1 pseudogene is annotated in these 364 nt (G+C 68.1%); it reads left to right on the top strand.

Annotated features, from left to right (window positions below):
- Positions 1-364, top strand: a pseudogene (locus tag IH50_RS38545) (acyltransferase domain-containing protein); the annotation flags it as partial.

Below are 364 nucleotides of genomic sequence, written 5' to 3'. Positions count from 1 at the left end.
CCGTACGGCGTTCCTGTTCTCGGGTCAGGGGTCGCAGCGGCTCGGTATGGGACGTGAACTGTATGGGCGTTTCCCGGTGTTCGCGGAAGCGTTCGACGCAGTGTGAGCACCTGGAGCGGCCGCTGCGTGACGTGGTCTGGGGCCAGGACGCGGACAGGCTGAATCAGACCGCGTATGCCCAGGCGGGGTTGTTCGCGGTCGAGGTGGCGTTGTTCCGGTTGGTGGAGTCGTGGGGTGTGCGGCCGGAGTTCGTGGCCGGGCATTCGATCGGTGAGATCGCGGCCGCGCATGTGGCGGGTGTGTTCTCGCTGGCCGACGCGTGTGCGCTGGTGGCTGCTCGCGGTCGGCTGATGCAGGCGCTGCC

Origin of the sequence: Streptomyces sp. NRRL S-37, assembly GCF_000721605.1 — a bacterium.
In the GTDB taxonomy this organism is placed as follows: Bacteria; Actinomycetota; Actinomycetes; order Streptomycetales; family Streptomycetaceae; genus Streptomyces.
The sequence above is the reverse complement of the archived record's forward strand: the minus strand, read 5'-3'. Positions and strand labels throughout refer to the sequence as shown.